29 protein-coding genes are annotated in these 25,485 nt (G+C 62.3%); 14 read left to right on the top strand and 15 right to left on the bottom strand.

What is annotated here, in order from left to right:
* Nucleotides 1-3 precede the first annotated feature (3 nt).
* Nucleotides 4-627: a DUF1285 domain-containing protein gene (locus AC02Y0_RS04615; protein WP_476382758.1), complete on the bottom strand. Its 624-nt coding sequence runs from the start codon at nt 625-627 to the stop codon at nt 4-6.
* A 160-nt stretch (nt 628-787) separates the two neighbouring features.
* On the opposite strand from AC02Y0_RS04615, the gene AC02Y0_RS04610 reads away from it, so the two are divergent.
* From AC02Y0_RS04610 to AC02Y0_RS04595, 4 genes are read left to right on the top strand one after another with little or no spacing between them, the layout of a single operon-like run.
* Entirely contained in the window at nt 788-1,801 is a 1,014-nt protein-coding gene (locus AC02Y0_RS04610) for an AAA family ATPase (RefSeq protein ID WP_102018078.1), read from the top strand.
* A gap of 16 nt (nt 1,802-1,817) precedes the next feature.
* Nucleotides 1,818-2,735 carry a DUF58 domain-containing protein gene (locus AC02Y0_RS04605; RefSeq protein ID WP_476382757.1) on the top strand — a complete coding sequence of 306 codons (918 nt, stop codon included), beginning with the start codon at nt 1,818-1,820 and terminating at the stop codon, nt 2,733-2,735.
* On the top strand, nt 2,735-5,557 hold the full coding sequence (locus AC02Y0_RS04600; RefSeq protein WP_476382756.1) for a DUF4159 domain-containing protein: 2,823 nt from the start codon (nt 2,735-2,737) through the stop codon (nt 5,555-5,557). Before AC02Y0_RS04605 ends, AC02Y0_RS04600 begins: the two co-directional genes overlap by 1 nt.
* Nucleotides 5,558-5,561: 4 nt before the next feature.
* Nucleotides 5,562-7,631 (top strand): hypothetical protein, encoded by a 2,070-nt coding sequence (locus AC02Y0_RS04595; protein ID WP_476382755.1) that lies wholly within the window; start codon nt 5,562-5,564, stop codon nt 7,629-7,631.
* A gap of 46 nt (nt 7,632-7,677) precedes the next feature.
* On the opposite strand, the gene AC02Y0_RS04590 is transcribed toward AC02Y0_RS04595, so the two are convergent.
* On the bottom strand, nt 7,678-8,190 hold the full coding sequence (locus tag AC02Y0_RS04590) for a GNAT family N-acetyltransferase (protein ID WP_476382754.1): 513 nt from the start codon (nt 8,188-8,190) through the stop codon (nt 7,678-7,680).
* Between the two features lie 219 nt (nt 8,191-8,409).
* Between AC02Y0_RS04590 and AC02Y0_RS04585 the strand changes: the two genes are divergently transcribed.
* Nucleotides 8,410-8,865, top strand: coding sequence for a GNAT family N-acetyltransferase (locus AC02Y0_RS04585; RefSeq protein WP_476382753.1), 456 nt, complete (start codon nt 8,410-8,412; stop codon nt 8,863-8,865).
* 33 nt (nt 8,866-8,898) lie between these two features.
* On the opposite strand, the gene AC02Y0_RS04580 is transcribed toward AC02Y0_RS04585, so the two are convergent.
* The 3 genes from AC02Y0_RS04580 to AC02Y0_RS04570 form a co-directional block, all read right to left on the bottom strand.
* Nucleotides 8,899-8,985, bottom strand: a complete 87-nt coding sequence (locus AC02Y0_RS04580) for a small membrane protein YohP (RefSeq protein ID WP_443216714.1) — start codon at nt 8,983-8,985, stop codon at nt 8,899-8,901.
* A gap of 144 nt (nt 8,986-9,129) precedes the next feature.
* Complete coding sequence (locus tag AC02Y0_RS04575; RefSeq protein WP_476382752.1) at nt 9,130-9,699, bottom strand: GNAT family N-acetyltransferase; 570 nt, start codon at nt 9,697-9,699, stop codon at nt 9,130-9,132.
* Between the two features lie 109 nt (nt 9,700-9,808).
* Complete coding sequence (locus AC02Y0_RS04570; RefSeq protein ID WP_476382751.1) at nt 9,809-9,949, bottom strand: hypothetical protein; 141 nt, start codon at nt 9,947-9,949, stop codon at nt 9,809-9,811.
* Between AC02Y0_RS04570 and AC02Y0_RS04565 the strand changes: the two genes are divergently transcribed.
* The gene (locus AC02Y0_RS04565; protein WP_476382750.1) at nt 9,948-10,931 is read left to right on the top strand and encodes a glutathione S-transferase family protein; all 984 of its coding nucleotides are present in this window, start codon (nt 9,948-9,950) and stop codon (nt 10,929-10,931) included. The two genes, AC02Y0_RS04570 and AC02Y0_RS04565, sit on opposite strands and share 2 nt — an antisense overlap.
* Nucleotides 10,932-10,933: 2 nt before the next feature.
* Here the strand turns inward: AC02Y0_RS04565 and AC02Y0_RS04560 are convergent, their stop codons facing one another.
* Nucleotides 10,934-11,440 carry an NUDIX domain-containing protein gene (locus tag AC02Y0_RS04560; protein ID WP_476382749.1) on the bottom strand — a complete coding sequence of 169 codons (507 nt, stop codon included), beginning with the start codon at nt 11,438-11,440 and terminating at the stop codon, nt 10,934-10,936.
* 41 nt (nt 11,441-11,481) lie between these two features.
* On the opposite strand from AC02Y0_RS04560, the gene AC02Y0_RS04555 reads away from it, so the two are divergent.
* Entirely contained in the window at nt 11,482-12,393 is a 912-nt protein-coding gene (locus AC02Y0_RS04555; RefSeq protein ID WP_476382748.1) for a metallophosphoesterase family protein, read from the top strand.
* Between the two features lie 2 nt (nt 12,394-12,395).
* Here AC02Y0_RS04555 and AC02Y0_RS04550 read toward each other — a convergent pair whose 3' ends face one another.
* The 6 genes from AC02Y0_RS04550 to AC02Y0_RS04525 all read right to left on the bottom strand — a co-directional run bounded on the left by AC02Y0_RS04550 (nt 12,396) and on the right by AC02Y0_RS04525 (nt 18,460).
* Complete coding sequence (locus AC02Y0_RS04550) at nt 12,396-13,172, bottom strand: alpha/beta fold hydrolase (protein ID WP_476382747.1); 777 nt, start codon at nt 13,170-13,172, stop codon at nt 12,396-12,398.
* A gap of 5 nt (nt 13,173-13,177) precedes the next feature.
* Nucleotides 13,178-14,893 (bottom strand): 2-isopropylmalate synthase, encoded by a 1,716-nt coding sequence (gene leuA / locus AC02Y0_RS04545; protein WP_476382746.1) that lies wholly within the window; start codon nt 14,891-14,893, stop codon nt 13,178-13,180.
* 328 nt (nt 14,894-15,221) lie between these two features.
* Nucleotides 15,222-15,470: a type II toxin-antitoxin system BrnA family antitoxin gene (gene brnA, locus AC02Y0_RS04540; RefSeq protein WP_476382745.1), complete on the bottom strand. Its 249-nt coding sequence runs from the start codon at nt 15,468-15,470 to the stop codon at nt 15,222-15,224.
* Nucleotides 15,451-15,720 carry a BrnT family toxin gene (locus tag AC02Y0_RS04535; protein ID WP_476382744.1) on the bottom strand — a complete coding sequence of 90 codons (270 nt, stop codon included), beginning with the start codon at nt 15,718-15,720 and terminating at the stop codon, nt 15,451-15,453. The genes brnA and AC02Y0_RS04535 overlap by 20 nt, the downstream gene beginning before the upstream one ends.
* A gap of 273 nt (nt 15,721-15,993) precedes the next feature.
* Nucleotides 15,994-17,175 carry a benzoate/H(+) symporter BenE family transporter gene (locus AC02Y0_RS04530; RefSeq protein WP_476382743.1) on the bottom strand — a complete coding sequence of 394 codons (1,182 nt, stop codon included), beginning with the start codon at nt 17,173-17,175 and terminating at the stop codon, nt 15,994-15,996.
* Between the two features lie 100 nt (nt 17,176-17,275).
* Nucleotides 17,276-18,460: a GGDEF domain-containing protein gene (locus AC02Y0_RS04525; protein WP_476382742.1), complete on the bottom strand. Its 1,185-nt coding sequence runs from the start codon at nt 18,458-18,460 to the stop codon at nt 17,276-17,278.
* Nucleotides 18,461-18,760: 300 nt separating this feature from the next.
* Between AC02Y0_RS04525 and AC02Y0_RS04520 the strand changes: the two genes are divergently transcribed.
* The 5 genes from AC02Y0_RS04520 (at nt 18,761) to AC02Y0_RS04500 (ending at nt 22,840) form a co-directional block, all read left to right on the top strand.
* Complete coding sequence (locus AC02Y0_RS04520; protein WP_476382741.1) at nt 18,761-19,858, top strand: carboxynorspermidine decarboxylase; 1,098 nt, start codon at nt 18,761-18,763, stop codon at nt 19,856-19,858.
* 51 nt (nt 19,859-19,909) lie between these two features.
* Complete coding sequence (locus tag AC02Y0_RS04515; protein WP_476382740.1) at nt 19,910-21,148, top strand: saccharopine dehydrogenase family protein; 1,239 nt, start codon at nt 19,910-19,912, stop codon at nt 21,146-21,148.
* A gap of 70 nt (nt 21,149-21,218) precedes the next feature.
* Nucleotides 21,219-21,398 (top strand): hypothetical protein, encoded by a 180-nt coding sequence (locus AC02Y0_RS04510; RefSeq protein ID WP_476382739.1) that lies wholly within the window; start codon nt 21,219-21,221, stop codon nt 21,396-21,398.
* Between the two features lie 11 nt (nt 21,399-21,409).
* Nucleotides 21,410-22,033, top strand: a complete 624-nt coding sequence (locus tag AC02Y0_RS04505) for a cysteine hydrolase family protein (protein WP_476382738.1) — start codon at nt 21,410-21,412, stop codon at nt 22,031-22,033.
* Between the two features lie 222 nt (nt 22,034-22,255).
* Nucleotides 22,256-22,840 carry a hypothetical protein gene (locus AC02Y0_RS04500; protein ID WP_476382737.1) on the top strand — a complete coding sequence of 195 codons (585 nt, stop codon included), beginning with the start codon at nt 22,256-22,258 and terminating at the stop codon, nt 22,838-22,840.
* 69 nt (nt 22,841-22,909) lie between these two features.
* Here the strand turns inward: AC02Y0_RS04500 and AC02Y0_RS04495 are convergent, their stop codons facing one another.
* Nucleotides 22,910-23,323, bottom strand: a complete 414-nt coding sequence (locus AC02Y0_RS04495) for a PIN domain-containing protein (protein WP_476382736.1) — start codon at nt 23,321-23,323, stop codon at nt 22,910-22,912.
* Between the two features lie 24 nt (nt 23,324-23,347).
* Nucleotides 23,348-23,614: a type II toxin-antitoxin system Phd/YefM family antitoxin gene (locus tag AC02Y0_RS04490; RefSeq protein ID WP_476382735.1), complete on the bottom strand. Its 267-nt coding sequence runs from the start codon at nt 23,612-23,614 to the stop codon at nt 23,348-23,350.
* Between the two features lie 140 nt (nt 23,615-23,754).
* Here AC02Y0_RS04490 and AC02Y0_RS04485 point away from each other — a divergent pair, with 140 nt between their 5' ends.
* Together AC02Y0_RS04485 and AC02Y0_RS04480 are read left to right on the top strand one after the other, a co-directional pair.
* Nucleotides 23,755-24,258 carry a hypothetical protein gene (locus AC02Y0_RS04485; RefSeq protein WP_476382734.1) on the top strand — a complete coding sequence of 168 codons (504 nt, stop codon included), beginning with the start codon at nt 23,755-23,757 and terminating at the stop codon, nt 24,256-24,258.
* A gap of 81 nt (nt 24,259-24,339) precedes the next feature.
* Nucleotides 24,340-24,678 (top strand): hypothetical protein, encoded by a 339-nt coding sequence (locus tag AC02Y0_RS04480; protein WP_476382733.1) that lies wholly within the window; start codon nt 24,340-24,342, stop codon nt 24,676-24,678.
* 78 nt (nt 24,679-24,756) lie between these two features.
* Here the strand turns inward: AC02Y0_RS04480 and AC02Y0_RS04475 are convergent, their stop codons facing one another.
* On the bottom strand, nt 24,757-25,341 hold the full coding sequence (locus AC02Y0_RS04475; protein ID WP_054151449.1) for an ATP-dependent Clp protease proteolytic subunit: 585 nt from the start codon (nt 25,339-25,341) through the stop codon (nt 24,757-24,759).
* Nucleotides 25,342-25,485: the final 144 nt, after the last annotated feature.

Genomic DNA, 25,485 nt, shown 5'->3' with positions numbered 1-25,485 from the left:
GGCTCACCGGGACAGTCGATCGAGTTCGTCGGCAGGCATGACGGGGAAGACGGCACCGCGCGAGCGGATAACGAACATCGCCTTGCCCTCGACATCGAGAACTTCCCCACGCTCGACAAGATCATACATCACGGCGCGTGACACCAGCGCCTCCAGCCGGCCCCGCACAGAAAGATAAGGCTTGAGCTCGTGGTTCTCGCCGACAACCTCGAAGCGGAGCTTATGCTCCGGCCCGGCCTCGACCACATCGCCGACATTGGTGCGAAACGTCAGCACCGACTCACACGCCTCTTCCGTCACACTCATCTCGACGGCGACGAAATGCGCATCCTGAACGCGGATGCCGACCTTTTCCACAGGCGTGACGAGGTAGGTTTTCCCGTCCTCATCCTTGCGCAAAACGGTCGAAAACAGGCGCACCAGAGGCTCCCGACCGATCGGGGTCCCCATGTAGAACCAGGTACCGTCGGACCTGATTTCCATGTCGAGATCCCCACAGAACAGCGGTTCCCAGCGTTCCACCGGCGGTAGTGATGCCTTTCCGCCCGATGTTTGCGCTGACGCGCGCGAAATCAGCGCAGCAAGCCCTGCCGCATCCGTCGTCGCCTTCAGCGTATCGCTTGCCATTTTTGCGTCCCGGTTTTGTCTTTAGCCTATAACAGTCACGAGATAGTCATTCAAAACGTCCTTGTCAGCCGTCCTCTCGCCAATAAGTTAGTTTCAGTAACATGCACCTTCGCGCGTCCGTTCGATTCTCCGGACCAGGCCAAACCAATTGGAGCAGACCATGGGCATGATGCCAAATCCTGATGTCGCACTGGATGAGAAGGCGATCGTCGTGGAGGCCGAGAAGGCCCTCGCCGACATTGCCACGATCCGCCAGGAAGTGGCGAAGGTGATCTTCGGCCAGGAAAAGGTCGTTGAAAACACCCTGCTCGCAATCCTCTCCGGCGGCCATGCCCTCCTCGTCGGCGTACCCGGTCTTGCCAAGACGAAGCTCGTCACCACGCTCGGCACCGTTCTCGGCCTCGACGCGAACCGCATCCAGTTTACCCCCGACCTCATGCCCTCGGACATCCTCGGCACCGAAGTCATGGACCAGGACGACACCGGCCGCCGTTCCTTCCGCTTCGTCAAGGGTCCCGTCTTCGCCCAGCTGCTGATGGCCGACGAAATCAACCGCGCCAGCCCGCGCACCCAGTCGGCCCTCCTGCAGTCGATGCAGGAATATCACGTTACCATCGCCGGCCAGCCCTATCAGCTGCCCGCCCCCTTCCACGTGCTCGCGACCCAGAACCCGCTGGAGCAGGAAGGCACCTATCCACTCCCCGAGGCCCAGCTCGACCGCTTCCTCCTGCAGGTCGACGTTCTCTATCCCGAACTCGCAGCCGAACGGCAGATCCTGCTCGAAACGACGGGTGTTAGCGACCGCCGCGCAAGCGCCGTGATATCCAGCGAGCGTCTCCTGGAAATCCAGAAGCTCATTCGCCAGATGCCGGTTTCCGACACGGTCGTCGACGCGATCCTCACGCTTGTCCGCTCCGCCCGTCCCGGCCATGGCAATGCGTCCACCGACAAGAACGTCGCCTGGGGTCCGGGCCCGCGTGCCGGCCAGGCGCTGATGCTCTGTGCCCGTGCCCGTGCCCTCTATGAGGGCCGCCTCGCGCCCTCGATCGACGACGTCTACTCGCTCGCCGAGCCTGTGCTCGAACACCGCATGGCGCTGACCTTCCCGGCCCGCGCCGAGGGCATGACCGTTCGCGACGTTATCGCGAGCCTCGTTTCCGACCTGCGCAAGTAAGGGAGGCCTTAACCGCGTGGCATCGATCGGCCAGATCGTCGAGCAGACCCCCGGAAGCGAAGTGCTGAAGCGCGCCCGCCAGCGCGCCGTGCTGGTGCCTGACTGCATGGTCGAGGCAAAGCGCATCGCCAACACCGTGATCGCCGGCTGGCATGGCCGCCGCAAGCGCGGCATCGGCGAAAACTTCTGGCAGTTTCGCCCCTATGCCGACGGCGAGAGTTTTGCGCGCATCGACTGGCGCCGCTCCGCCCGCGACGACCACATGTATATCCGTGATCGCGAATGGGAGGCCGCCCACACCGTCTGGCTCTGGGCCGACATGTCGCCGTCGATGATGTACAAGTCGACGTTCGCCTCTGTCTCCAAGGAAAGCCGCGCGCTCGTGCTGATGCTGGCACTTGCCGAAATCCTCGCCCGCTCCGGCGAACGCATCGGCTGCCCCGGCATTATGGAGCCGATCTCTGCTCGCAATGCTGCCGAACGGCTCGCAACGGCGATCATGCATGCCCCCATCACCGAAGGCCTGCCCGACACCCGCATGATCCGGGGATCGAGCGACATCGTGCTGATCGGCGATTTCCTCGATGATGCCGACCGGGTGATGGAGCGCATCACGCCGCTCGCCCGCCGTGGCCTGCGCGGCCATGTCGTCGAGGTCGCCGATCCCGCCGAAGAAACCTTCCCCTATACCGGCCGCACCGAATTCACCGACCCCGAGACCGGCGAAAAGCTGACCTCCGGCCGCGCCGAGACGCTGCGCGACGACTACCAGCAGGCCTATCTCGCCCGCCGAGACTCGATGTCGGACCAGCTCCGCCGCATGGGCTGGAGCTTCACCCACAACCGCACCGATCGCCTCGCTTCCGAGGCCCTCGTCGCCGTGCACATGCACCTGTCGGGCATGCCGCCCGCCGTCAACAGGAGTGCGGGCTGATGTCCGGATTGCCGCTGGCTTTTGGGGCCCCCGCCATTCTCGGTGCCCTACTCGCGCTACCGCTCATCTGGTGGCTGCTGAAGCTCACACCGCCGCGCCCAAAGGCGGAAATCTTTCCGCCGCTGAAGATCCTGGCCGGCGTCCTGAAGCGCGAAGAAACGCCCTCGAAAAGCCCGTGGTGGCTGACGCTCCTGCGCATGCTGATGGCCGCCATCGTTATCTTCGCATTGGCCGACCCCGTGCTCAACCCGCGCAACTCGACCCTGTCGGGCGATGGCCCGCTGCTGCTCGTCGTCGACAACGGCTGGGCAACCGTCGGCGACTGGGAGCGCCGCGTTGAGACCGCAACAGCCCTGATCAGCGACGCCGCAGACCGCAGCCTGCCCGTCTCGATCGTCTTCACCGCGGACGCAACCCATGACGCAATCCCCGGCACGCCTGCCGTGGCGCTGGAAAAGCTCGCCGCCGCAACGCCCCATCCGCTCCGCCCTGATCGTGTGAGAACGATCGAAGCCCTGCGCACCACATTCTCATTGGAACGCCCCGGCACGCTGACCTATGTCTCCGACGGCATCGCCCGCGATGCGGAAGACCCCTTCCTCTCGGATCTCGCCAGCCTCTCACCCGCCGAATTCCGCATCGTCGAAGGAGACGGCGCAGCAAGCGTGGCAATCACCGGTGCCAACAATGGCTCGGATGCCCTGACCGTCACGCTCTCGCGCCTGAACGCCTCCGAACCTCGCAGCCTTATTGTCGATGCCCAGGACCGCCAGGGCCGCGTCATCGCTTCGGGCCAGGTCGATTTCGCGGCGGGCACGTCAGAAGCCTCCGGCGAGATCGCGGCCCCCTTCGAACTGCGCAACGATTTCGCCCGCCTCTCCATCGCTGGCATCGCCTCGGCCGGCGCCACTCATTTGCTCGATGACGGCTTCCGCCGCCGCAAGGTCGCCCTCGTCTCCGGTGACAGCGGTGACGGCTTCCAGCCGCTCCTCTCGCCGCTCTACTACATCGAGCGCGCCCTCGGCCCCTATGCCGATGTGGTCAAGCCCGGCCAGACGGACCTCGCCGTTGCCATCCCTGAGATCCTGAACCAAAACCCGTCCGCCCTCGTGCTGGCCGATGTCGGCCGCCTGCCGGCAGACGTCTATGATCCGCTGCAAGCGTGGATCAACCGCGGCGGCACCTTGATCCGCTTTGCCGGCCCCCGCCTTGCCGCAGCGCCGTCAGACGATCCGCTCGTGCCGGTCATCCTGCGCCAGGGCGAACGCGCGCTGGGCGGTGCCCTCTCCTGGGCCGAGCCGCAGCCGCTTGCCGATTTCCCGACCTTTGGCCCCTTTGCCGGCATGCCGCGCCCGGAAGGCATCCTCGTCAAGCGTCAGGTTCTGGCTGAACCGACGCCTGACCTCGCCGCCCGCACCTGGGCAAGCCTGGCCGACGGCACCCCGCTCGTCACCGTCGAGGACAATGGCGCCGGCCGCATCGTGCTCTTCCATGTGAGCGCCGAGGCCACCTGGTCCGACCTGCCGATCTCGGGCACCTTCGTCGAGATGCTCCGTCGTATCGTCCAGCTCACCCGCGTCGGCGCCGCCGAAGCGGAAGGCAGCCAGGCGACCGCCCCTTCGCTTCCGCCCTTCCGCCTGCTCACCGAACGCGGCGCGCTGACTGCCGAAGCAGGCGCAGCCAAGCCGCTCTCGCTCGGCCCCGATCGCCCTGATGCGGCGACCTTTGACAACCCGCCCGGCCTCTACGGCACGGAAGACGGCTTCACCGCGCTCAATCTGCTGCCCGCGGATTCGACGCTCCGCCCGCTCCCCTCGCCGACAGGCCTTACCGTGACCCGCGATCCCATGGCAGGCACTGCCGCGACACCGCTGAAGCCGAGCCTCTTGACCCTCGCCTTCCTGCTTCTGGTGATCGACAGCCTGATCGTGCTCTTCATGGGCGGCGCGTTCTCGCGCATGCCGAAGCGCGCGCCTGCCGCCGCGGCGTCGATCCTCGCGCTTGCCGTGGCGCTCGCTACCGTCACCCCGACCGGTCAGGCGCTCGCCCAGTCGGCCGATGCCAAGCCCGGCGACGAACAGATCCTCGAACGCCTCGACAACACCCATCTCGCCTATGTCATCACCGGCGAGACCGATGTCGACCGCATCTCCGAACAGGGCTTGGCTGGCCTCACCGACTTCCTCACCTACCGCACGACGCTCGAACCCGAGCCGCCTGTTGGCGTTGATATCTCGAAGGACGAGCTCTCCTTCTACCCGATCATCTTCTGGCCGATTTCGGCCTCCGCCCCCATGCCGTCGGCGGCCGCCATCAGCCGCATCGACGCTTATATGCGTGCTGGCGGCACCGTACTCTTCGACACCCGCGATCAGGGCTCCATGCTGGGCGCCGACTCTGGCGCCTCGCCCAATGGCGAACGCCTGCAGGCCATCCTCGCCAACATCGACATCCCGCCGCTGGAGCCGGTCCCCTCGGACCACGTCCTGACCCGCGCCTTCTATCTGCTGCAGGGTTTCCCCGGCCGCTACAGCGGCAGCCCACTCTGGGTCGAGTCTCGCCAGGAAGCTCAGTCGAGCAACAGCGCCGTTGCCTCCTCCGGCGATGGCGTGACGCCGATCATGATCACCGGCAACGACCTGCTCGGCGCCTGGGCGATCGATGCGAACGGCGCAAGCGTCCTGCCCGTCGTGCCCGCCGATGAAATGCAGCGCGAAATGTCCTTCCGCTCCGGCGTCAACATCATGATGTACATGCTGACCGGCAACTACAAGGCAGACCAGGTCCACGTGCCTGCCCTGCTCGAAAGATTGGGGCAGTGAGACCATGACGCTCGAATTCGCCCCCTTCATTCCCTGGATCGCCATCGCCGTACTCGCCGTGCTGGCCGTGGTGCTTTCCGTTCTCGGCTTCCTGCGCGGCGTGCGCGGAACAGCCATCCGCCTTGCCGCCTCCATCGCCGTGCTCGCGGCCCTTGCCAACCCGCTCCTCCTCCAGGAAGAGCGCGATCCGCTGACGACGGTCGTGCCCGTGATCGTCGACCGCAGCCAGAGCCAGCAGATCGCCGGCCGCGTCGACCAGACCGACCAGGCCCTGCAGGGCATCCGCGACCGCCTCGGCCGCTTCCCGAATATTGAGCCGCGTATCATCGAGGTCACCGATCCCGGCGACAGCGACGCCCCCTCCACCAAACTCTTCGAAGCCTTGGCCGCCGCGACCACCGACGTGCCGCCGGCCCGTGTCGGCGGGGCCATCTTCGTCACCGACGGCCAGGTGCATGACATCCCCGGTGAAAGTCAGGCGCTCCCCTTCGACGCCCCGGTGCATTCGCTGATCACCGGCAAGGCCGACGAATTCGATCGCCGCATCGAGATCCTGCGCGCCCCGCGCTTCGGCATTGTCGACGAGGAGCAGGAACTCACCTTCCGCGTCTTCGACGACGGAGAGGCCTCCAACCAGCCGGCCGACGTCTCGGTCAGAATGAACGGCGAAGACCTCGGCACCATCCCGGCCGTTCCCGGCGCCGAGACCTCATTTGCCTTCCGCGTCCCCCGTGGCGGTAACAATGTCCTGGAATTCTCGGTCGCCGCGACGCCGGGCGAAGTCACCGACGTCAACAACCGCGCCATCCATCTGATCGAAGGCATTCGCCAGAACCTGCGCGTATTGCTCGTGTCTGGCGAACCACATGCCGGCGAGCGCGCCTGGCGCAACCTCTTGAAATCGGACGCCTCTGTCGATCTCGTGCACTTCACCATCCTGCGCCCGCCGGAAAAGCAGGACGGCACGCCGATCAATGAACTCTCGCTGATCGCATTCCCGACGCGCGAGCTTTTCGTCGAAAAGATCAATGATTTCGACCTGATCATCTTCGACCGCTACCAGCATCGCGGCGTCCTGCCGATCCTCTATTACGACTACATTGCCGAATATGTCCGCAATGGCGGCGCGCTTCTGATCGCAGCCGGCCCAGAACATGCCGGCCAGGATTCGATTGCGCTCACCCCTCTATCGTCAGTCCTGCCCGCCACACCGACCGGCGACGTGCATCAGGCCGGCTTCTATCCGCGCCTCTCCGACCAGGGCAAACGCCACCCGGTAACACGTGGCCTCGATGGCTCGGCTGTCGAGCCGCCACAATGGGGCCGCTGGTTCCGCAGCGTCGATGTCGGCCGGACCGATGGCGAAACGGTCATGACCGGCGACGGCGACCGTCCCCTGCTCGTCCTCAACCGCGCCAATGAAGGCCGCGTCGCCATGCTGCTCTCCGACCAGGGCTGGCTCTGGGCGCGCGGCTTCGAAGGCGGCGGACCGCATGTCTCGCTCTATCGCCGCATCGCCCACTGGCTGATGAAGGAGCCGGAACTAGAGGAAGAGGCGCTTAAGGCCCGCGCCACCGGCCGCACGCTGGAAGTCACCCGCCAGACCATCGGCGACGCCCCCGGCCCGGCGACGATCACCACGCCCTCGGGCGAAACCATCGCGCTCAACCTCTCGGAAATCCAGCCCGGCCTCTATCGCGGCGAACGCCGCATGACCGAAACGGGCCTCTTCACCATCACCAATGGCGACTTCTCCACCCTCGTCCATGTCGGCGCCGTCGACGCTCCCGAGTTCCGCGCGATGATCTCGACCACGGACACGCTTGTCCCCATCAGCGAGGAATCGAGAGGCGTGACCGCCCGCCTCGACGACGGCGACGCCTCTGTCCGCATCCCAGACATTCTCCCTGTCCGCGGCGAAGTCCGCGTCGCCGACGACCGCCGCATGCTGATCCGCCTGACCGACGAGACCGTGCTGAAGGGCGTGAACACTCTGCCGCTGTTTGCAGGTTTTGCGGGTCTCGGCATCCTGCTGTTGGCAGTCTCGGCCATGTGGTGGCGCGAGGGGCGGTAGCCCTCACACCTCAACCGTTGTGAAATCGGCGCGTTGACGAAGCTACCTAGGCAGACGCCTTGGGATAGTGGCGATAGACGAGATCATCCGGCGAAGGCCGCGCTGCCGCGTGATCCAGAACAGCACCGAGCCGCATGGCAAGACGTGCTGATCTCACGTTCTGAGCATCGACATAACTGACGAGGCTCGGCAGCCGCCGGACTTCTTTTGCCCAATGAAGCATCGCAGCGGCGGCCTCGTGTGCATATCCCAATCCTTCGAACTCCGGATACACGAACCAGCCCAGTTCAAATTCCGGAAACAGTGGACCTGCATTGATCCCAACCTGACCGATACAGGCACCGGTCGCCAAATCATCGATCATCAACGCACCACAGCCGAACAGGTCCCATTGGGCATGGTCACTGCAGAACATGCCCCAGGCAATTGACTCGGCAAACGGCCCGCCCAGGAACCGAGCTCGGTCCGTAGACATGATCTGTTTGTAGCGGGGCCAGTCCTCGGCTCGCATCCCGCGCACGAGGAGGCGTGAGGTCGTGAGTGTCGGGATTGGCTGCATCAATATGTCTCTCGGTGGAGTCGGTGACCGGTTTACGCTGATGGAGGTGAAGAGTGTTCGGACGCTGACCATGCACGATTGCCTTGTAGGCCACAAATACCGGCTTGCTTGTTGTCTCGCACCCCTCGCATTACCCAGCGGGTGTGGCCAACTTGTAGCGAGAGATATGACCCAGCCCCACCTGGACATGCACCCCTACCCTTCTCTAGTCTTCTGGCCATGACCCAGCCACTTGCCCCCTCCGACACCGTCTCCGAAGCCGCCCGCGACGCGATCCTCGCCAGCATCAAGGCGCACAATGACACCCTGCTCGGCCCGACCGACCGACGTGATCTCTTCATTCCGATCACGACAGACGACGGCTCCGTTGACGGTGGGCTCATTGGCTATACCGGTCGCGGTTGGCTTTATGTGGAATTGCTCTCGGTCCCTGAGCGCCTGCGCGGTCAGGGCATGGCCGGCCGATTGCTGGCGCTTGCCGAAGAAGAGGCGAAGGCGCGCCGCTGCATCGGCGCCTATATCGACACGATCAATCCCGTGGCCTGCCGTGCCTATGAGCGCGCCGGATACAGTGTCTTGGGAAGGATTGAGAATTTCAGTCAGGGCCAGGATATCTGCTGGATGATCAAGCGCTTCGACCTCGATCTTGAATCGGGACAGCAGGACCAACCGTGAAAAGGGCCGCGTATCCTGCGGCCCTCATCCAACTTAGAAAATCAGCTTGAAGAACAGGACAACAACGATCAGGCCGATCAGAAAAATAGCGCCAATCGTGCCACCGATAAATTTCAACATGTCAGTCTCCTGTCTGGTTCAATCCGAATTGGACAGGGAAAACCGATCGAAGCCGACTTGGTTCCGCTTGGGCGATCAACAACTGCACGCAAGAGGGAACGTGACCGAGCGACATGCCCGCCCGGTCAACGGGACACTCGGGCATCAGGCCGAGGCATAGGCCTTGTTGGGCACAACATCATCCAGAGCCGGGATATCAGTCTCCGCCGGCCTGCACGCTCGCCAGGCAATGACGCCCTTCAGCCGGTCATGCACATCGTGGCCGAGCGGCACGATCAGCACCCGGTTCGGATCGACCGGTCCTGGAAAATCGAGCGCCTTGTAGGCCACCTTCTCAAAACCGAGCGGCATGTAATAGGGCGGATCACCGATCAGGATGACGCCTTCGGAACCCTTGCGGCGCGCTGCCTCGATGGCGATGCGGACGAGTTCGCGGCCGATGCCCCGGTTCTTGTGGGAGGGGCGCACGGCGAGCGGTCCGAGCAGATGCCCTTGAACGCCGCCAGCCAGCACTGGCGTCATGCGCACGGAAGCGATTGTCTCGCCATTGTCGGCGCAGATGAAGGAAAGCGACCGATCATGCGGCCCCTGCTCGCGAATACGCGCTGCCGCACGCGTGTGCCGGCCGGGACCGAAAGCTTCTTCATTGATGAGTTCGATGACAGCGTCGTGCGACGCATCCTCGGTGAGGTAGACAAGGCCAGAGTGAAACATGGATGACCGAAACCAGAAGACAGACAGCAATAGGGTTCACGCGCACGGATGTCGTGCGTTCGAGAGCTTCAGCGTCGTCGTGGGTTCCGTGCGATGGTCATCGGGGCCTTCAAATCTTGAGTTTTGTTCCGATAGCAGCAAATTTTCCGCTCGTCCAACGGAAAACGCACTGTTCAATCGTCAGCCCCTCGCAATCCCAGCCAACAACCGTATTTTCCGGATCAAGTTCAAACGAGAAGGAATCGACCATGGGCAGACTGGTGGATGGCGTCTGGCAGGACGTCTGGTACGATACGAAATCGACCTCCGGGCACTTCAAGCGGGCTGACTCGAGCTTCCGCAACTGGGTGACTGCAGACGGCTCCGCCGGTCCTTCGGGCAAGGGCGGCTTCAAGGCCGAGGCCGGTCGCTACCACCTCTACGTCTCCTATGCCTGCCCATGGGCGCATCGCACCCTGATCTTCCGCGCCCTGAAGGGCCTGGAAGACCTTATCTCGGTATCCGTCGTCGATCCGCTGATGCTGTCGAACGGCTGGGAATTCCATGACCGCGAGGGCGCCACGCCCGATCATCTCTTAGGCTCGGATTACCTTTGGCAGGTTTATGTGAAAGCCGACCCGACCTTCTCGGGCCGCGTCACCGTGCCGGTCCTTTGGGACAAACAGGAGGGTACGATCGTCTCGAACGAAAGTTCGGAGATCATCCGCATGCTGAACTCGGCCTTCGATCACCTGACCGGCTCGAGCCTCGACATGCACCCGGAGGACCTGCATGCCGAGATCGACCAGGTCAACAAGCGCATTTACGACACCGTCAACAACGGCGTCTACAAGGCCGGCTTCGCCACCACCCAGGAGGCCTATGAAAGCGCCGTCTACCCGCTGTTCGAGACGTTGGACTGGCTGGAGGAACGCTTGTCGACGCAGCGCTATCTCTTCGGCACCCGTATGACCGAAGCCGACTGGCGGCTCTTCACCACGCTGGTGCGCTTCGACCCTGTCTATGTCGGTCACTTCAAGTGCAACATCCGTCGCATCGCCGATTATCCGGCGCTATCAGCCTACCTGCGCGACCTCTACCAGACTCCTGGGATCGCCGAGACGGTCGAGATGCGCCACATCAAGCACCACTATTATCGCAGCCACACCATGATCAATCCGACCGGCGTAGTTCCCGTGGGCCCGGCTGAGGATCTGATGGCGCCGCATGGCCGAGAAAAGCTCGGCGCCTGAGCCTACCAGAAATGCGCGGGGGAAATTTGCCCGCGCAGCTCCGCGATCCGCCGACGCGTCGCTTCGGTCGTGGCGTCAGGCAGTGCGTCGAGTGGGAAAAACCCGCATTCCGCGATCTCCCGGTCCGCGGGGCGTTCTGCGGTCTGCCGGACATCGACGCGGTAAAGCAACACATGGTCGCGGCCGCTGACTCTGGCATTGAAGTAGACGTGGAAGAGTTCGGGGTGGCTGACAGCCTCCAAGTTGCCCTCCTCCCGCATTTCCTTGAAGAGCGCCTCGATCGCCGTCTCGCCGCGCTCCACCCCACCACCGGGCATATGCCAGCCCGGCACATAGGTATGGCGGACGAGAAAGATGCGGCCCGCCTCATCGAAACAGGCAGCCCGCACCCCGAGCGTCATTCCGCGGGCCAATGCGAAATACACATGCAGCAGACGAACAAGGAACCTCTTCGGCCATCCGAGCCTTTCGCTATCGGTGCCGGTCCCGGCACCATCCGCTGGCGTCATTTTCCTTGCCCCTCGGTTTCAGCGTCGTTATGAGAAGCGCCATGTTCAAGCTCGCCCACATCTCCGACGTGCATCTCGGCCCGCTGCCGAACCTGACGATCCGGGAATTGGCCTCGAAGCGGATTACGGGCTATGTGAACTGGCATCGCAACCGCCGCAAGCACCTTTTCCCCAATGCGCTGGAAATGACCCTGAAGGCATTGCGCGCCGATAACCCAGATCACCTCGCAATCACCGGCGACCTCGTCAACCTCGCCTCCAAGCTCGAGGTGAAGCTGGTGGCGGAATGGCTGAAGGAGGCAGGCGCGCCGCTCGACACGTCAGTCGTTCCCGGCAACCACGACGCCTATGTGCCCGGTGCCCATGAACGCGTGGTCCAGGCCTGGTACGACTACATGCGCGGCGACGACGACCCGCTGATCTTCCAGGACGACCACAAGCTCTTCCCCTATATCCGCCGCCGCGGCCAGGTTGCCCTGGTTGGCTGCTCGACATCCATCGCCACCCCGCCCTTCTCGGCGCAAGGCTATTTCAGCGGCCGCCAGGCCCGCGAAACCGCAGCTCTTCTGAAAGCCGCCGGTGAAGAGGGCCTCTTCCGGGTTGTCATGATCCACCACCCGCCGATCCGCGGAGCCGCCCCCCAGCACAAGCGTATGATCGGCATCCGCCGCTTCGCTGCCGCCATCCGCACCGGCGGCGCGGAACTGGTGCTGCACGGTCACACGCATCTCAACACGCTCTACTGGCTGTCCGACCGCGAGAAGAAAGTCCCCGTCGTCGGCATAGCCTCCGCCAGCCAGGGCCCCGGCGCCAAGAAGCCAGCCGCCGGTTACAATCTCTTCTCGGTGGATGGCGAAGCGGGAAACTGGCAGCTCGACTGGCAGCGCTACAAGATCGAAAGCGAAGACGCGCCCCTGAAGCTCGACCACAGCGAGCGCCTGCTCGGCGGCTGAGTTCAGCCTGCCTCAACGGCAGCAGCGATCGCCGAAGCCACCGCGTCCGGTACCTCATCGATCAGCATGTGCCCGGCATCTTCGATCAGGGTCACCTCGGCAGCCGTCCAGATCGACTTGGCTTGCGTGACCGGCAGGATCGGATCTTCCGTCCCCCAGAGGAGCCGTGTTTCCACACCAAGCCCCTCGAACGAGGCGAATGGCAGCGTCCCCTGCCCGATCCGGCCACCGGTTTCCACGAGGAATGAGTTGAGGATCTCCATCAGCCGCACAGTCGCTCCGGGAAGACGACGAGCATCTGCAAGCCGCTCGAGACCCGCCACATCTACTATGCTGCCTGGAGCAGACATCGCAGCCAAGCCCAGTACCAATTCGTCGATCTCAACCGCCGATCCATAGCCCCGCAGCGCTTCATCATTGATCTCAGGCCCGAAACCACCTGGCGCCAGAAGCGTCAGAGAACGCACACGATCGGAGGCTTTCAGCGCAATCAGGCTGGCAATCGCCCCGCCCATCGAATGTCCGCAGAGATGAAAGCTGGATATCCCGCGCCGATCGATATCGCCGAGAATGGCTCTGGCCATCACACCGGCATGTCCGACGCCGTCAGCATCGAGCGAGCGGCCATGCCCCGGCAGATCATAGAGGACAAGCGGCAGGTCTGGGTCAAGCCGGCGCAAAACCGGCTCCCATGCTGCTGCGATCCCGCCAAAGCCGTGCAGCAGCACAAGCGGGGCCTTCGCCGAGGACGGATGTCGAACCTCGGCGAAGAGTGTCATGGCAATTACGCCCTCTTCTGCTCGTCGAGCACGCGGTTGGCGGCCGAGACGATCGCCTCCAGAGAGGCCGTCACGATGTTGGTGTTGATGCCGGCACCGAAGAGCTTTCCGCCGGCATGCGCCATCTCGACATAGGCGATTGCTGCCGCATTCGAGCCATGCTGCAGGGAGTGCTCGGAATAGTCCTGAACCGAGAGGTCGATGCCGAGATAGGTCGAGAGCGCATTGACGAAGCCGTCAATCGGGCCCGTCCCCTTGCCCTCGATCCGCTTTGTCTCGCCATTGTCGGTGATTTCGGCCGCAACGACACGAACGCCCTTCTGATCCGTCCCCGCCGGATAGGTGTGGTGGTCGACGAATTTCAGGCGCGAACCGGTCTGGTCGACATAACGCTCGATGAAGCGCTCATAGATCTTCTTCGACGGCAGTTCCTTGCCTTCCTCATCGGTGATCCGCTGAATGTCCTCGCGGAACTCGATCTGCAGGTTGCGCGGCAGGTTGATGCCGTAGTCTTCCTGCAGGATATAGGCGATGCCGCCCTTGCCCGACTGCGAATTGATGCGGATGATCGCCTCATAGGTACGGCCGACATCCTGCGGGTCGATCGGCAGATAAGGCACTTCCCAGACCGGCGAATTCGCCGTCTTGATCGACTTCATGCCCTTGTTGATCGCATCCTGGTGCGAGCCGGAAAAGGCGGTATAGACCAGTTCACCGACATAAGGATGGCGCTCGGGAATGACCATCTCGTTGGAATATTCGTAGACCGCCTTGATCCGCTCAATGTCGGAGCAGTCGAGCTCGGGATCGACCCCTTGCGTGAACATGTTCAAGGCCAGCGTGACGATGTCGACATTGCCGGTGCGCTCACCATTGCCGAACAGCGTGCCCTCGACGCGGTCAGCACCGGCCATCAACCCGAGTTCGGTTGCCGCAATCCCCGTGCCGCGATCATTGTGTGGATGCAGCGAGATCAGCACATTCTCGCGATTGTCGATGTTGCGGCACATCCATTCGATCTGGTCGGCATAGATGTTCGGCGTCGCCATCTCCACGGTCGACGGCAGGTTGAGGATCAGCTTGTTCTCGGCCGTCGGCTTTACCTCGGCGATGACGGCGTTGCAGATCTCCAAAGCCACTTCCAGCTCGGTGCCGGTAAAGCTTTCCGGCGAGTATTCGAAGCGATAACCGCCCCCGGCTTTCGCCGCCATATCCATGATCATCTTCGCGGCATCGACGGCGATCTGCTTGATGCCGGCGACATCCTTGCCGAAGACAACGCGGCGCTGCAATTCGCTGGTGGAATTGTAGAAGTGAATGATCGGGTTGGTCGCGCCTTCCAGCGCCTCAAAGGTCCGCGTGATCAGCTCGGGCCGGCACTGCACCAGCACCTGCAGCGATACATCGGCGGGCACGCCACCTTCTTCGACGCACCAGCGGGCAAAGTCGAAATCCGTCTGCGAAGCCGAGGGAAAGCCGATCTCGATTTCCTTGAAGCCCATGTCGAGCAAGAGCTGGAACATCCGCGCCTTGCGGTCATGACCCATCGGGTTGACCAGCGACTGGTTGCCGTCGCGCAGGTCGACAGAGCACCAGATCGGCGCCTTGTCGATCACCTTCGACGGCCAGGTACGGTCCGGAATGGCGATTTGCGGATAGGCGCGGTACTTCTGCGAAGCGTCCGGCATGCCCTGCTTCACGGTATGGGTCTTCAAAATCATCGTCTTCGTCTCTTCTCGTCCTCGGGCGGCTGCCATGGCTGATAACAAATCAGCGGAGCTTTGGCACGCGCGCACAGACCCTTTTCAAGGGATGGATAACATCAATTGGGGAGTTTTCGAGGAGCAATCGCCAAACGGCTAACCCGGCCGCCGGGCGCTCCTCAATGGACCCGGCAACCGCGGATAAGGCCGAGAAGAAGAAGCGAGTTTGGCACCGTCGCGACGAAGCCGGCCGCAGCGCGGGCCGTCATCTCAGTCGCAGCAATGGTCATGCCGTTGGTCTTCATGGGATCAGGAATAACGCGATGAATTGAATCGCGCAAGGGTGTTATTCGGCGGCGGATGGTCGTGCCGAGTCGAGTTTTTCGCGCAGCCAGTCTTCAAGCAAGGAATCCACGGATACACCGAGTTCCTTCGCCTGACGCTCCAGCCTGAGCTTCGTTCCCCGCTTGATGGTGATGGTCAACTCAACAGGCTCAAGGTTGGGACGTGTCGCCGTGCTCCAGTCGACGTAATCGCTGATATCCTCGCCGTCATCAAACTTCCGATCAAATTCTTCAGCGCTGATTGTCTTCATAGCGACGCCTCTCCTGAATTCTCGCTCGGCGTACAGAGATAATCCGTACCCGCTCGGCCCGCAGAACGTAAATACCTGTCCATAGAATGCCAGCGATCCGACCTATACGTATCCGCCTTGCTTCCGCCGCGTGTACAGCATCCGCATCGACGGCAAAGAAATCATACCACAACTCCTGCGCCGCCACGAAATCGATTCCGTGCTTCGCCTTGTTCGCCTCGCTTTTGGCCGGATCGAATTCGAACTCCATGCGCAAAACCTAGCGCAACCCTGACGATTGCACCAGATCCGGCACACCCCGACCATCGCCGCCCGAACTGTGCGATCAAGGCCGCAGCGAGGAAGCCGAGCGCAATCACGCCCCAGACCATTCCGCCATCGGTGACATTGCTGCCATCGGGCGTCACGCAACTCGACTGCGATGCGGCGATGCAGTCGCGCCAGATCCAGTAGCGGGTGTAGAAGAGGAAGCCGAAAAGACCCGCCGCAAAGCCGAGCAAAATCGCGCGGATGCGTATCCGTCTCATCCTCTTGCCTTGGCGAGCTTCACCAGCCCCAGCATCGCCACCCCAGCAATCAACCCCCAAAACGCCCCCGAGATCCCGAGGATCGAAATCCCCGACGCCGTAACCAGGAACGTCACGGCTGCCGCCTCACGCGTCTCCGGCACCTGGAACGCCGCAACCGAAGACCCCGAAAACGCCCCGATCAGCGCGAGACCCGCAACGGATTGGATGAGAATCGGCGGCGCCAGCGACACGAAGCCGGTCACAGCACCGGCAGCCAAGCCCAGCAGCACATAACCGATGCCGGCGATGATTGCCGCCCAGTAACGCCTGGCAGGATCCGCATGGGCATCCTCGCCCGCGCACATTGCCGCCGTGATCGCTGCAAGATTGACCGCATGCCCGCCAAACGGCGCCGACAGCGCCGAAAACAGCCCCGTCACGGCAAACATCGGACCCGGGTTCGGCTCGTATTTGTTGACCTTGAGGATCGCGATGCCCGGAATGTTCTGCGAGGCCATGGTGACGATGAAGAGCGGCAGCGCGATCGACACCAGCGCCGGCAGCGTGAATTGCGGCGCAACGAACTCCACCGGCGGCGCGAGCGACGCCGCCCAGCTCGCCATGGCACCCTCCGGCAGGTCGACGCCGAAGATAATGACAACGACGAAGGTCAGCAACGCAGCCGGCACCGCATAAAGCCGCTTGAAGGCCGCGACGACAGCCCAGACGACGAGGATCGGCAAACCGAGAGCCGCATCGGAGGCCACCGCCTTGAACGGCGCAAAGCAGAGGTTGAGGATGACGCCCGCCAGCATCGCATTCGCGATCGGTGCCGGGATCGCCGCCACCGCCCGCCCGAAGGGCCGGATCAGACCCGCGAGCACGATCAGCGCCGCACAGACGAGGAACGCCCCGACCGCTGCCGGAAAACCACCGAGCGGAATGCCCGCTGTCGCCATCAGCGCCGCGCCCGGCGTCGACCAGGCAACCGAGACCGGCAGCTTCGTCCAGACACTCAACACGATCCCGCAGATCCCCATGGCAACCGACAGCGCCATCAGCCCGGATGCCGCCTCGTAATCGGTCGCACCCACCCCCTTCAGCCCCTGCAGCACGACGGCAAAGGAACTGGCGAAGCCGACAAAGGCGACGAGCACGCCCATGAAGGCGGCCTGGGGGGAGAAGTCTTTCAGCATGGCAGGACTCACAGCACCGGTCTCGATAGACGACAGCCGAAACAAATTTACGTCCATCTGGCAAGGCAGGCGCGGTCGCCGCAAGACCTGCTGCCGGCCTTCAGGCGCCGCTCGCGGCCATAATCGCGCTATCCCAGGAGGCTTGCTCGGACGGGTCTGGCTCCTCATAGAGCCGCACGCGATTGCGCCCCGCCCGTTTGGCGACGTAGAGCGCATGGTCCGCGCGCGCCGCAAGCCGCTTGGTGGACATCTCCTCCCCTGCCACCGAGGCACCGGCACTCAGCGTTACGGGGATCGTCACGCCTTCATAGACGACGCTGAGGGCTTCCACCTCCTGGCGAAGCATCTCGCCGATCGACAGCATTTCGTCTTCGGAGGCGCGGGGCAGATAGAGGCCGAATTCCTCGCCACCCGTCCGGGCAAAATAGGCGCCCTCGCCCAGCCGCGCCGCCATCGCCTGGGCGGCACTCTTCAGCACCAGATCCCCGGCCAGATGCCCGTAGACGTCGTTCACGCGTTTGAAGTGGTCGAGATCGATGACCATGAAGCCGCTGCCCTCAGGCGCGAGCTTGGGCAGCCGATCCATCAGCCAGTAGCGATTGTGGATGCGCGTGAGGCTGTCCGTCTCCGTCAGCGCGATCAGCCGCTGCTCCGCCCGCTCCTGCACAAGAATGAGAACGAACATGGCGATCGCAAACTGGCAGAGGATCAGCACCAGAAAGGTCGCAGCCGGCGGAAAGCGAACGATCTCAGGGGTCACGATCCCCGCAATCGTTGTCAAGGCGATGAGCGCCTTGCAGGCCAGCGCAGCGGCGAGCCCATACCGGCTGCCGAGCCTTTCTTGCTGCGGATCCGACAAGGCGAAGGCCGCGCTGCCAAGGGCATAGAGCCCCATGGCGGTCAGGAATGCCGAAGCGCGGTAGAGATTGACCAGATGAAACTGCGTGACGATGGCCGCGACGGTGAGTATGGCAGGCGCCAGCATCAGCCACCACCAGCGTCCGGCCGGTCGCTCTGTCAAAAGGTTTGCGAGGCCGATGAAGAATAGCGTGTAGGCCACAGGCCCTGTCACGAAGGATACGAAGGTCCAGGTGGCGTAATCGACCACGCCCTGCTCGCCAGCCCCGGCAATCAGCGAACCCAGCGCCAGAACGAGAAAGGCAACTGCCATCTTGCCAAGCCCGCGATTTCGACGCGACCGGTAGCGCAGATACAGGAAGCACAGCGCGCCCACCGTCAAAGAGAGCGGATGCAGGATCAGAATGGTCGCGAGGTCGAGATGCATGACGTGTCCAGGGCATAACCGTTACCTCTGCAAGTAACAGTGCAGAGATTTCCGATTGCTGAACACTGCCCGGCGCCCAACGCATGGCTGCACTCGCAGGAATGCAAGGCGGCAGGTCGCCAGACGCCTGAGCCGCTGCGTCATCTGCCCTTCATGAAAATCGGGCAGGCAATCTCCGTGCCGAAACACTGAGCTTCCGCTTGCCTTTTTACCCCCTTTTGCCTAAGGGACCCCTCCGACGCATTCGGGGCGTCCCGTTCACTTCCGCCAGATATGGCTGGGTTCACGAAGGATAGAGCCTTGATCCAGACTCCCTATTACCTGATCGACAAGTCCAAGCTGCTCCAGAACATGGAGAAGATCGCGACCTTGCGCGAACTCTCCGGCGCGAAAGCCCTGCTTGCGCTCAAATGTTTCGCCACCTGGTCGGTCTTCGATTTCATGCGCGACTATATGGACGGCACGACCTCCTCCTCGCTGAATGAAGTTCGCCTGGGCCACGAGCGTTTCGGCAAGGAAACCCATGCCTATTCGGTGGCTTACGCCGACTACGAGATCGACGAAGTCGTCTCCCATGCCGACAAGATCATCTTCAACTCGATCGGCCAGCTGACCCGCTTCGAGAGCCAGTCCTCCGGCATCATTCGCGGCCTGCGTTTGAACCCCGGCGTCTCCTCCTCGAGCTTCGATCTCGCAGACCCCGCCCGCCCCTTCTCGCGGCTGGGCGAATGGGATCTGAGGAAGGTCGAGCCGGTCATGGACCTGATCTCCGGCTTCATGATCCACAACAACTGCGAAAACGGCGATTTCGACCTGTTCGACACGATGCTCGGCGACATCGAACAGAAGTTCGGCCCCCTCCTGAAGAAGGCCGAATGGGTCTCCCTCGGCGGCGGCATCCATTTCACCGGCGAGAACTATCCCCTTGAGAAGTTCGCGGAGCGCCTGAAGCGCTTCTCCGGCGAGTTCGGCGTCCAGGTCTATCTGGAGCCCGGCGAAGCCTCGATCACCAAGTCGACCACGCTGGAAGTGACCGTGCTCGACAAGCTCTACAACGGCAAGGATCTTGTCGTGGTGGATTCGTCCATCGAAGCGCATCTCCTCGATCTCCTGATCTACCGGGAAAGCGCGAAGGTTCACCCCAACCAGGGACCGCACCGGTACCAGGTCTGCGGCAAGTCCTGCCTCGCGGGCGATATCTTCGGCGAGTTCAATTTCGAACAGGAATTGAACATCGGCGACCGCATCTCGCTGCAGGACACCGCCGGCTACACGATGGTCAAGAAAAACTGGTTTAACGGCGTGCAAATGCCGGCAATCGCCATCCGCGAACTGGATGGCAGCCTCAGGACGGTCCGTGAGTTCGACTACACGGACTACGAACAAAGCCTGTCTTGAAATCCTTCAAGCCCAGGTTCTGACGATTGGACGCAAGGAGTTGGTCCCATTATGAAGAAGAACGTGCTCATCATCGGCGCCGGCGGCGTCGCGCAGGTGGTTGCCCACAAGTGTGCGCAGAACAACGACGTGCTCGGCGACATCCACATCGCCTCGCGCACCAATGCGAAGTGCGACGCCATCATCGCTTCGGTTCACGAAAAGAAGGCGATGAAGCAGGCGGGCGTCCTTGAAGCCCATGCGCTCGACGCCCTCGACATCGAAGCCACCAAGGCCCTGATCACCAAGCTCGGCGCGCAAATCGTCATCAATGTCGGCACCGCCTTCCTCAACATGTCGGTGCTGCGCGCCTGCATGGACACCGGCGTCGCCTATATCGACACCGCGATCCATGAAGAGCCGAACAAGATCTGCGAGACCCCGCCGTGGTACGGAAACTACGAGTGGAAGCGTGCGGAAGAATGCGCTGAAAAGGGCATCACCGCCATCCTCGGCGCCGGCTTCGATCCGGGCGTTGTCAACGCCTATGCGCGTCTCGCCAAGGACGAATATCTCGACAAGGTGACCGACGTCGACATCGTCGACATCAATGCCGGCAGCCACGGCAAATACTTCGCCACCAACTTCGACCCGGAAATCAACTTCCGCGAATTCACCGGCGTTGTCTATTCCTGGCAGGGCGGCGAATGGCAGGTCAACAAGATGTTCGAGATCGGCAAGGACTACGACCTCCCCGTCGTCGGCACCCGCCGCGCCTATCTCTGTGGCCACGACGAAGTGCATTCGCTCGCCAAGAACATGGACGGCGCCGACGTGCGCTTCTGGATGGGCTTCGGCGATCACTACATTAACGTCTTCACCGTCCTGAAGTCGATCGGCCTCCTCTCCGAACAGCCGGTCAAGCTCGCCGACGGTTCCGAAGTGGTCCCGCTCAAGGTCGTCAAGGCCTGCCTGCCCGACCCGTCTTCGCTTGCCCCGGAATACGAAGGTAAGACCTGCATCGGCGACTACGTGAAGGGCTTCAAGGACGGTAAGGAAAAGACCGTCTTCATCTACAACGTCGCCGACCACAAGGAAGCCTATAACGAAGTGGGCAGCCAGGGCATCTCCTACACGGCGGGTGTCCCGCCGGTCGCAGCCGCGATGCTCGTCGCGACAGGCGAATGGGACGTGAAGAAGATGGCCAACGTCGAAGAACTGCCGCCCAAGCCCTTCATCAACCTCCTGAACAAGATCGGCCTGCCGACCCGCATTCAGGACGAAGACGGCGATCGGGCTGTCGAGTTCTGAGAGCGCGGCTTAGCGCTTGAGGATTGAGGGGATTTGGACCCCGCCGGAGAAATCTGGCGGGGTTTTTCTTATGGCACCAGCCCCGACGGTCGTCATCCTCGGGCGCAGTCCCGAGGATCTACTGCCGTCAGAGGCAGACGGCACGGTCGAGAGTGCGGATGCCAAGGCAGATGCTCGGCACAAGGCCGAGCACGACGACCTCCCTTTTGGCAACCCATTCCGTCACATGTCTGTCGTGCCAAGCCCATAACGATCAGCGACATGAAACCATGCCTTCTGATCATCGACCTGCAGAACGACTTCCTCGCGCCGCTGGATACCAGCGTCGTCACCTCCCTGATCGGCAGCACAAACCGCCTCGTCCGCGCCTTCCGCGCAGAAACACTGCCGATCGTCTGGATCCGACAGGAATTCCGCGCCGACCTAAGCGACGCCTTTCTGGAAATGCGCGACAAGAACATTGCTGGCGTGATCGAGGGAACCGAGGGCGCACAGCTCCATCCAGACCTCGAAGTCTCTGGAAACGACGTGACCATCATCAAGAAGCGTTACAGCGCCTTCTTCGGCACCACGCTTGATCAGTACCTGCTGCAGCAGAAGGTCGATCATCTCGTCCTATGCGGCATCAACACCCATGCCTGCATCCGAACCGCCGCCATCGATGCCTATCAGCGAGACTATCGCGTGCTGCTGCCGAGGGAATGCATCAGCTCCTATGATGACGAGCATGCTCGGGTCACGCTGCGGTATCTGGATGGGAAGATCGGGCGCCTTGTGGGGGTGGAAGATGTGGTGGAGATGGCGCGACAAGACCGACGCCCTAAGCACATTCAGGACATGGACTTCGATGGGTCGCAGAGTTCTGAGAGCGCGGGTAGCGTTTGAGGATTGAGGTAAAGAGGACCCCGCCGGAGCGATCTGGCGGGGTTTTTCGTTGGCCACCCGCCCCGGCGCCGTCATCCTCGGGCGTAGTCCCGAGGATCCGCTGCCATCGACGGCTGATGGTTGACCTCAACTATTGTTCTCATCGACCACTGAACGAGCTCCGTATCAATTGACAAATCACACTAAGCTCACTCTTCTTGGCGAAGTTACCAGGAGCCAAGCATGCCCACAATTATTGATAATTTCATTGCCTACCTATCTGGGCCAGCAGGCGTTATTGTGGGCTTGCTGGTCTCTATTGTAGGCATTCCCGCCAGCGCCTACCTTGGACACTGGTTAGCTCTCAGATGGCCCAGCAGTCAGAAAAAGAAGATAGATGATCGCATCAACTGGATGATTGAATCAGCAATATCGCACTCAAACAAAACTGAAATTCAGCTTTCCGGGATATTGGTAACCATCAACTTCATGGCTTCGGCGTTGATCATGTTGATAGTTATCATATGCACCACTTTCATGATCGCAGATATCGTACCAAGGTGGATGAAATTGCTCGTCTTGATTATAGCGATCATCGCAACAATTCGCATAACTTTTTCCTCATCAAAGACAACTTACATTCTAAGGACTTTACTGCAGCCCAAAAAAGAAATTGAGGCGCTTAACCTAGCACTCCAGCGCATTGGTAACAGAGTATACCAAACAGAAGAATTGCGAAAACGACAAGAAATACTTCAAGCTCTCTCCTCGGAATTCGAAAATGCTTACGAGATGGACGGAAAGTTCAACAGTATGAAGCTCACATAACGCCGTCATCATCTCGGATTAATAGTTGCTTTCCTCTTTATCGAAGTGACCGATTGCGCCATCTCATAATCAGAGAAGCTCCACCCCCATCACACCAATCCCAAACGCCTGAAAATGCCGCAGATTCCGCGCCACCACAGTCAACCCGTGAAACGCCGCAGTCCCGGCAATCATCGCATCCGACGCCCCCGGATTGGCACCCTCCGCGATAGCCTTCGCTTCGAGACCTCCGGAGACCCGCGCCACCTCAACATCCACGGGTAGTATGAAATCCCCGAGCCGGGTCACAAGCGGCCGCAACCAAGCCTCAAGCGCCCGCGCTTTCTGTAAAGACCCCTTGGCCTCCAGCAGCCGGATGCCCTTCTCGATCTCGTGGATCGACACTGCCGACAGATAGACCTGCCCCGCCCGCTCCTGCGCCTCCACCCAAACCTCAAACCCCTCGGGCACGTTCACGCGCCCCGGTGACAGCAGCGACGGCACATCCGTATCGAGGAGCTAGCCCGCTCACAACTTGATCTCGCGCGACGGCTGACGGTTCCGCGCAAAGACCTCGTCATCGAGATCCACATCGGCGGGAAAGAGTGTGAGATGTGCCACAAGGCTAGGCCGGTCCTTGGCGAGCGCCCGCCTGGCCGCCTCCGCCGCCTCGACGCTGACCAGCACCGCGGCCGGTTTGCCATGCTTGGTGATTGTGACGAACTCGCCGGACGCCACGTCATCGATCAGACCCGACAACCTCGCCATAGCCTCCTTCACCTCGATACTCGCCATCGCGACACCTCGCAGAGCAACCATCACCGACCACAATATGCGCCTGCGGCCCCTGATCCACAACGCCCCCATATCCACCCCGCCCCCACCATGCTACGAGGCCGCCACACACCACCCCACACTCGCCGAGACACCCGCCCATGCCCCCTGCCCTCTACCACGACCTCACCGCCGCCCTCCGGCCCCTGCTGACCGAACTCCACCAGTCCCCCGACCTCTTCCAGACCTGGGACGCCCATCTGGAGCTTGTCGCGGCCGGTGGGCTCGTGGTGGTGAAGTCGAAGCGGGCCAAGGGCGTGGTCGACAGTCTGTTCTGGGGCCGCGCACCCAATGCGCAGGAAAACAAACAGCTGCCGGAAGCGACCGCCTTTGCCGCGATCGACCGGTTCCTCGGCCTCGGCGCCCATCTCGCTCTGTCAGACGCGCTGCCCGAAGGCGCGGTCCTGGACGCTGCCTATCCCCACTGCGCGGTGAAGCTCTCCTATCGCAAGAAGGGCGCCCCGAAGGCGAGATCTCTGTCGATGATCTTCATCGGCTTCAACGACGAGGCAGAGGCGCTTGGCCATGCCGAGCGTTCAGGCGAGACACTGCCGCTGGTCAGCACCCGGCCGCTGATGGGCACGCGCCTGCACGAATGGCGCTGAAACAATCCCTCTTTGCGTGAGACAAGGGAACTTTTGGGCGCCCACGGGCTTTCTCCGCCACGACAACGAAGGAGTTCCCCCATGTCCGCCAAGTTCCTGCGCGCAGCCCTGGTCACCACGCTTGCCCTCGCCGGCCTTCCGCTCGCCGCGCCCTTTGTAGCCACCGCCTCGGCGCAGGGCGTCGAGTTTCGCATCGGCCCGGATGGCGTACGCCCGATCATCCGCGAACGTGAAGTCGACCGCCGCGATCGCAACCGTGGTTGCAGCCCGCGCGAAGCCCGTGCCGCCGCTGCCGAAGAAGGTCTGCGCCGCGCCGAAGTGGTGCGCGTCACCGATCGCAGCGTGACCGTGCGCGGCTTTACCCGCCGTGGCCCCGAGCAGATCCGCTTTGCCAATCGCCGTGGCTGCCCGATCATCTGATCGCAGCCTCTGAAGCCCAAGACACGAAAAAGCCGCCGGATCGCTCCGGCGGCTTTTTTGTTTGTTCGGGCGAAAGCCTCAACCGATGTCGGCGTGGCTCTCGATGATCCGGCCGACCAGGCCATAGGTGACGGCGTCTTCGGCAGAAAGCCAATAGTCGCGGTCGATGTCCTTGGCGATCTTCTCCTGGCTCTGGCCGGTGGCCTTCGCATAGATCTTGATCAGGCGCTCGTTCATCTTGATGATTTCGCGGGCCTGGATCTCGATATCCGAGGCCATGCCGCGGGTGCCGCCAGACGGCTGGTGCATCAGGAAGCGGGTGTTCGGCAGGGCCAGACGGCGTTCCTTCGGAACCGCGACGAAGATCAGTGAGCCGGCAGATGCCGCCCAGCCGGTCGCGATGATGAAGACCTTCGGCTTGATGAAGCGGATCATGTCGTGGATCGCGTCGCCGGCTTCCACATGGCCGCCCGGCGAGCAGACGAACACGCGAATGTCCTCATCCGAGGCGGCAGCAAGTGCGACGAGCTGCGTGCAGACCTTCTGCGCCAGCTCCATGGTGATCCCGCCATAGATGAAGATCGAACGCGACTTGAAGAGGTTCGCTTCCGTTTCCTTGCCGATCGGCAGTTCCTTGCTCTTGTCGTCTTCGTCTTCGTTCATCACAGGGGACAGTCCTCGTTGGTTTGGCTTATCCGCACATAGTGCGTCTGCAGGCTTAAGACAATGCGGGAAAAAGACAAGCATGGAAGCGATGAACAGGAGGTTGACACACATGCTTCGCCGCCCGGTCTTCAACACCCGTTC

The sequence above is a fragment of the Allorhizobium sp. nf9_anc genome, from assembly GCF_056323085.1.
This window is presented reverse-complemented; position numbering and strand designations above follow the sequence as displayed.